6 protein-coding genes are annotated in these 6,331 nt (G+C 69.1%); 1 reads left to right on the forward strand and 5 read right to left on the reverse strand.

Translation table 11 applies throughout. The annotated features are described in order from the left end of the window. Nucleotides 1–234: 234 nt before the first annotated feature. On the forward strand, nt 235–567 hold the full coding sequence (locus ACFHWU_RS28380; RefSeq protein WP_416592189.1) for a hypothetical protein: 333 nt from the start codon (nt 235–237) through the stop codon (nt 565–567). A 368-nt stretch (nt 568–935) separates the two neighbouring features. On the opposite strand, the gene ACFHWU_RS28385 is transcribed toward ACFHWU_RS28380, so the two are convergent. The 5 genes from ACFHWU_RS28385 to ACFHWU_RS28405 all read right to left on the reverse strand — a co-directional run bounded on the left by ACFHWU_RS28385 (nt 936) and on the right by ACFHWU_RS28405 (nt 6,153). Beyond that, the gene (locus ACFHWU_RS28385) at nt 936–1,586 is read right to left on the reverse strand and encodes an ISL3 family transposase (RefSeq protein ID WP_416592190.1); all 651 of its coding nucleotides are present in this window, start codon (nt 1,584–1,586) and stop codon (nt 936–938) included. Nucleotides 1,587–1,873: 287 nt separating this feature from the next. Next, on the reverse strand, nt 1,874–3,889 hold the full coding sequence (locus ACFHWU_RS28390; RefSeq protein WP_416592191.1) for a hypothetical protein: 2,016 nt from the start codon (nt 3,887–3,889) through the stop codon (nt 1,874–1,876). Next, nucleotides 3,886–4,215: a helix-turn-helix domain-containing protein gene (locus tag ACFHWU_RS28395; RefSeq protein WP_416592192.1), complete on the reverse strand. Its 330-nt coding sequence runs from the start codon at nt 4,213–4,215 to the stop codon at nt 3,886–3,888. Before ACFHWU_RS28395 ends, ACFHWU_RS28390 begins: the two co-directional genes overlap by 4 nt. After that, nucleotides 4,215–5,336 (reverse strand): tyrosine-type recombinase/integrase, encoded by a 1,122-nt coding sequence (locus ACFHWU_RS28400; RefSeq protein WP_416592193.1) that lies wholly within the window; start codon nt 5,334–5,336, stop codon nt 4,215–4,217. The genes ACFHWU_RS28395 and ACFHWU_RS28400 overlap by 1 nt, the downstream gene beginning before the upstream one ends. Nucleotides 5,337–5,370: 34 nt before the next feature. Beyond that, nucleotides 5,371–6,153, reverse strand: a complete 783-nt coding sequence (locus ACFHWU_RS28405) for an ISL3 family transposase (protein ID WP_416592194.1) — start codon at nt 6,151–6,153, stop codon at nt 5,371–5,373. Nucleotides 6,154–6,331: the final 178 nt, after the last annotated feature.

Consider the following 6,331-nt stretch of genomic DNA (forward strand, 5'->3'; position numbering starts at 1 on the left):
ACCGTGCAGGTCGCGGCGATCAACGAGTGGCTGTGACCGACTTTGATACACGCCCTAGCCGAGATCTGTGCCGGCTTTCCGGTACCGCTGCGAGCGGTCGCCGGCCTGTTGGCACTGCGTCCGCACTGGTCTCTGCACCGGCTGATCCAGCGGCTCACTCCCGACCGGTGGCTTGCCGAGCTGGCGACCGGCAGATTTGACATCAGACTCAGCGTCGCAGCTCGCGACCAGGCCATGCCACGACACCTCCGACTGGCATTCCGCTGTCTGGCCGCCAATACCTGCGGCACGACAACCGTCGCCGAATCGGCCCGGATCCTCGACATCGACCACGGACACGCAGAGGCAGTCCTGGAGCAGTTGGTTGAGTTCCGGCTTGCCGAGGTCGCCGTGCCCGAAGGCGACCCGACGGAAGCCGAGTTCAGCTACTGGTTCCAACAACCGATCCTGGCGGCGGGACGGGCGTTGGCCCCGCTACAGCCGGCCGAAGGCGGAACGGCACCGCAGACCAGCAACAGCACCCGCCGCATCCCGGCCCGCCCGTACCCGGTTGCCCGCCCTGCCTGATCGACCCAGGAAAGAGCCGACAGTATCGCCGCACCACCCCGCGGCGGCCTGTACCTGCATGGTCGGCCCTGGCGGTGCCATGCCGGAGGATAGCGGCGGCCACGACGCCAGCACCGGTGCCGCGCCAGTGCCGCACTCGCGCTGGCGGCCGCACGGTGGTTCAGGAAGCAACCGGCTCCGGCGACAGTCAGGAATTCCAGCCTGGCCGTTGCCGGAGCCGCCCAGCCCGGCTCAGCCTCCCTCATTCAGCGGGGGTTTAGCCGGTCGAGAACGGTAAACGAAAGATGCACATGACCCGCAAGGATATGGTGTCGACGACGCGTGAAAATGGCTCTGGCGCACATTTTGTGATTGGTCTTGGCAGTCGCTCAGGCTGCTGCGAGGACGCGTTTGCGGAGGAGGTCGAGGTTCGCGCGGCCGTACATCTGCCGTTTGATCGTCTTAATCCGGTTGACCTGGCCTTCGACTGGGCCTGAGCTCCAGGGCTGGGTGAGGCCGGCGACGACGGCGTCGCGGTCGCTGACCAGGCCGGCGGCGAAGCCGCGGAGTTCGGGGTATCCGCAGTGCCGGGCGCGGTCGATCCAGGTGTCGAGATGGTGTCCGGTGCCCTGGTGGCGGACCAGCGCGGCGAACCCTCGGGCGAGGTCGGCGACGGTGTCGAGGTCCGGGCAGCGGCTGCGGGCGTCGGCGAGGTCAGCGCGGTCGTCGTCGGTGAGTTTGTGGCCGGGTCGCATGATCCAGCCGGTGATCCGCCGGGCTGACGGCACCCGGACGGTCGCAGGGGTGGGTCGGGTGCGGTTGATGGCGAGCCAGTCTCGTAGGACGCGCAGGCTGCCCTGGTAGCCGCGGGCCAGGATCTCGGCGTGCAGGTCGGCTGTCTGGTGGACGCCGTCGGTGAGTCGTTGCCGCAGGTAGGGGTGGAACGGGGCGAGGACGCTGGGTCGGCTGCTGCTGTTCGGGCCGATCAACGCCTCGGCGGTGGCGGCGCGGGCGTACCTGCGGGCGGTCCTGACGTTCATGTCGAGCCGGCGGGCTGTCGCTTTGATCGAGAGTCCTTCGTCCCGTAGGGCGTGCACGGCGGCGTGGCGGTGGCGGGTGTTGTCCGCCCGGCGTCCCGTCTTGGCCGGCTCGCCCAGGGCGGCAGGTGCGGCCAGGGCAGGTGTCGGGTCGGTGTGTGTCTGCAGGCACCGGCGGTGTCCACGGACGACCTTCTCGACGGTGTCGCTGAGGGTCTTGAGTAGGTGCCAGCGGTCTGCGATCTGGATCGCGTCCGGCGCGCCCTTGCGGGCGCCCTCTAATGGTGAAGTCAGCTATTGGAACTGTGGGAATGCCCCGGGTTTCGTCGGCTGAGGTCGGCGGCGTAGGTGGTCCAGTCTCCGTTGGAGAGTTGCTGCCATTGGACGGCTGCTTTGATGTGGATGCCGAGCATCTTGGCAAGGATCGCGGCCGGGACCTCGGCGGCGAGCATGAATAGTGCGGTGTTGCGGTCTTGGCGTGGTTGCAGTCCGTGTGCTCGGAGCCGTCTGGCGAGGGCGTCCTCGGTGAGCGGGCGTCCTGGCCAGCGTCCAGGGAAGAGCCAGGTGGACGGCGTGTTGATCAGGCTGCCGCTGGGCGTCTGTTCGGTGGCGTTCGCGAGTTCGTTGACGAGGCGGTCCAGCGGGGCGGGCAGGACGACGGGCCGGTTGCCCAGTGCGAGCAGGGTCTGGCCGTCGGCGTGGCGCAGGTGTTGAGTCGTCAGCGTGCTGATGACGGTGAGTTTCTGGGCGTAGAGCAGGATCAGTAGTCCGGCGACCCGGTCGGCGGTCGGGTAGGTGTCGTCGTGCAGGAGCTGTCGGGCGTCGGCCCAACGGCGGTCCTGGTCGAGTGGCCCGGTGGGGCCGGTCCAGCGCGTTGCCGGGGCGCTGAGCTTGGGTGCGTGGTGGTGGGCGGTGGCCCACCGCACGAAGTTCGCGGACCGGGCCGCTGGCGCAGGTTTGCTGGCCAGCCACTGGTCGAGGTCGGCCTGGGCGCAGGTGGCCAGGGTCGATCCGCGGGTGTGCAGCCAGTCCAGGAATGCCGCGGCACCGGCGACCTGTTGGCGGATGCTGTTGACCTGCTGGTGGGAAGCGGGCCGGTCGTCGAGGCGCCCGCGCAGGCGACGCAGATGGTGCCAGACGGCGTAGGCGTGTAGGGCGCGTTGGTGCTCGAGGCTCTCCCGCGCGGCGATGGTCTTCTTGATCCACGGTTCGAGAGCGGCCAGGCGCTCGTCGTGGGCCGGGAGCGCGCTGGCGACGATGAGCATGGAGCGGATGTGCGCGAGGGTGCCGCTGGGCGGCATCGCGTCCAATGCCTCGTGTGTGATGGCGGGCCGCGCGAGCGCGACGGTGCGTAGAGTGTTGCGGACACCGGGTTTGTTCAGCCAGTCCATCGCGTGATCGGGGCGGTCGACCAGGACGAATGCCTGGCGCAACTGGTCGAGTTGGGTCGCGGTGCCGCCGTCAGCGGCGGCAAGGACTCCTGCGAGGTTGCGGTCCAGGGAACAGCGGGTGCATTCGGCCGTGGTGAGTTGCCAGGTGATGCCGCAGACGCCGCAGCGGGTCCAGAAGGTCGGGTCGGGGTTGACGCAGCGGGCGCACAACGGTGCGTCGCGTGTTCCACCCTTCACCGAGGCGCCAGCGCCGCAGCGGGAGCAGACGGCCCATCGTTCGCGGCAGCGGTCACACATCGGCTGGCCGGTGGCGCGTGAGATGGTGCATCGGCCGGTTCGCCCGCAGATGCCGCAGACGAGTTCGGGCCTCGGCCGGCAGCGGGTGCAGACCGGCCCGGCCTCGGTCATCGCGGCGACGCGGCGCAGGCCGCCGCAGCTCGTGCAGGCTTTCCAACTGCGGGGATCATTCCACCAGCAGGGCTGGCAGATGGGGTGGCCGTTGTCGTTGCGGCGGGCCGGGGGCCGCAGCTTCCCGCAACGACCGCATTGCATGGCCACGGCCTTGCGGGTGCAGCCGGCGCAGAGTCGAAGGCCGTCGAAGGGGCGGCTGAGCGGGCGCTGTTTCCCGCAGCGCGGGCAGAGTGGCGCAACCACGGCCGTGGCGCCGGCCCGGACCAGGGCATCGACGAGGCGCAGCACGCCGGGCAGCGTCGCGGCGGGGGCCTGGCCGGTGAGCAGTTCCGGGCGTTCGACCACCTCCGTGGCGATCCGCTGTTGCCCGGACGGCAACGCAGCCGCCTCCCGGAGGGCGGCAAGGACCGTTTCGGTCTCCAGGGCGGGCTCGAGTTCGGCGAGCAACGCAAGCAGCGGACCAACCTGCTGCGCGAGCAGCGATCGGTCGATCCTCTTGGTCACCCGGTGATCCTGGCCCGTTTCGGCCGCAGCTCGCCCAGGCCGGGCGGTCCAGTGCCACCGGCCGCCTTCTTCGGCCGCGTCCCGGCGCCCGCCGCCGCGACCGGCTCGATGAGCTCGTCCATCGTGCAGTCGAGAATGTCCATCAGCGCCATCAGGATCTTCAGGCTCAACCGCTCGGGCCGCTCGGTGACCAGCCGGAAGACCTGGCTGGAGGACAAGGTGATGTCCCGTTCGGCCAGCGGCTTGATCAGGTCCGTGGTGTGGAACAGGCCACGGTCGGCCATGATCCGGCGTAAATGCCAGCGGTAGTCCAGCTTCGGGGCCATCAGTGATCCTTTCCGTCCGTTGCGGCCGGCCCGAGCGCCGGCGCGAGTGCTCTGCGCAGTGCGGTGTTCATGAAGTCGTCGGACACGTGCGTGTAGATCGCCGTGGAGCTGTCGCTCTCGTGCCCGACCTGGATCTGGATGAAGCGCCGGTCCACCCCGTCCTCGGTGTTGTGGGTGACATAGGCGTGACGCAGAGCGTGTGGCGAGAGGGTTCTCGGCAGTCCCAGCGCTTCCCGGTATGACACGAACCTCGCGTTGATCTCCGGTGGCTGGATCCGCCCACCACGTTCGGTCACCCACAACGCCGGATGGTCGGTGAACCCGAACCGCGGGCGGACGTTCTCGACGTAGTCGCTCACCGCCTCCACCGCCCACCCGAACACCGACAACACGTTGCGGCGCCGAGGTGGCTGACCACGCTTGGCCTTGCCGTAGCGGACGTGCAGCGACCCGTACCGTCCGAACTGTGGAGCAGACGGGTTGCGGCCCCAGTCCGCGATGTCGAGTTTCGACGTCTCGGTGCGGCGTAGTCCCCAGCCATACATGACCTTGAACAAGGTCGCGTCGCGGTACGCCGCCAGCGCACCCTTGCGCTTCGCGTCGACCGCGCGGTCGACCTGGTCATCGGCGTAGTCCAGGAACCGCTGGAGTTCGTCGCGGGTGAACGGACGCTCGTCCGGGTCACCCTCGTAGGTCTGCAGATGGGCGATCGAGTTCCACTCGTGCACGATCGCCACTGGGTGCTCGCCCGGCCCGAACTCCTGCTCGCACGCCACCGCCCAGCCGTACCGGCCGTCGCAGAGGAACTCGTTGAAGATCCGCAGAGTCCCTTGGTAGGCGCGGATCGTCGCGGGTGCCAGATGCCGCTCTCCGGTCAGCGACATCGACCACTCGTCGACATGCGCTGGCGTCCACCGCCACGGGTACTCGTTGGTGAACGCCATGAACTGGCGCACCAGCCGCTCCCGCTCCACGATCGTCTCCTCCCGCAGGCCCCGAGCGCTCTGCTGCGCCCGCCAGCCTCGGAACATCGCCTCGCTCATCGCGTCCTCCGGACGCAACCGGATCACACCCGACACCAGTTCCAGGTGCGCCGCACCCGCCAAGTCGACCCGCCGCAACCGACCCTCCCGACACACCCGGATAGCGGGAGGATCATGCATCAGACGGGATCATCTCGCCAAACGAGCAGGTCAAAGCCGTGCGCCAACGTGCGCTCGCGAAGCTCCAGGCCCCGGCCTCCACCACGCCAACTGCGACTTCATCGCCCGTCTGATGCATTTCCCGAGGGTTGGCGTAGCTGCCCCCGCGATCTCGGCAGATGACCTCGACTCCGGGGTGCTCGCGCAGCCAGTCGGCGAGCGTGTCGGCGGTGCGGTCGGGCAGCACGTCGATCGGTCGGCGGGTGTGCATGTCGAGCAGCACGGTGGCGTAGCGGTGCCCACGACGGCGGGCGAAGTCGTCCACGCCCAGCACCGTCGGCGTCACCGTCGGCGGGTCGGGCATCCGCCGGATCATCCGGATCAACGTCGTACGGGACACGGACACCGCCAACCGCTGCGCCAGTCGGCTGCCGGGCCGGCCACCCAACGCCAGGGCGACCGCTTCCAGGTCGCCTGCCGCCTCGACGGTGTGCCGGGCGTACCGTCGGGTCAACCCGGGCACCTGCTCGACGAACGTCCGCCGCCGACACCCGGCGTTCATGCAGGCGAACCGCCGGACCGTCAACGCGACCAGCACCTCGTGGCCGCCGAGTCTGACATCAGCCAACCGCCGCAGGTAGCGACCATGCACTGTGGTCGACCACGTGCCGCAGGCTCCACACGCCGCCCGTACCGTTCGCGTCGCCGCGTTGATCCTGACTCCGGCGGCCCGGACCACCACCGCCTCCAACCGCAGACCAGCCAGATGCGGGAGCAACGCCGAAATGATCTCCACCCGGGCACCCAACCCGACCTACCAGCGAGCACGACTCACAAAATGTGCGCCAGAGCCAGTTTTCACGCGGAGCTGACACCGTTCTTCGAGGGTCCGGAGACCTCGCGCGTCCACGGCTGTCAAGGGTCAGGACGAAGTCCTGTCCGATGGTCTTTGAAGCTCCTCGTGGGCGGACAGC

This window comes from Micromonospora sp. LOL_015 (assembly GCF_048060275.1).
Classification (GTDB): domain Bacteria; phylum Actinomycetota; class Actinomycetes; order Mycobacteriales; family Micromonosporaceae; genus Micromonospora_E.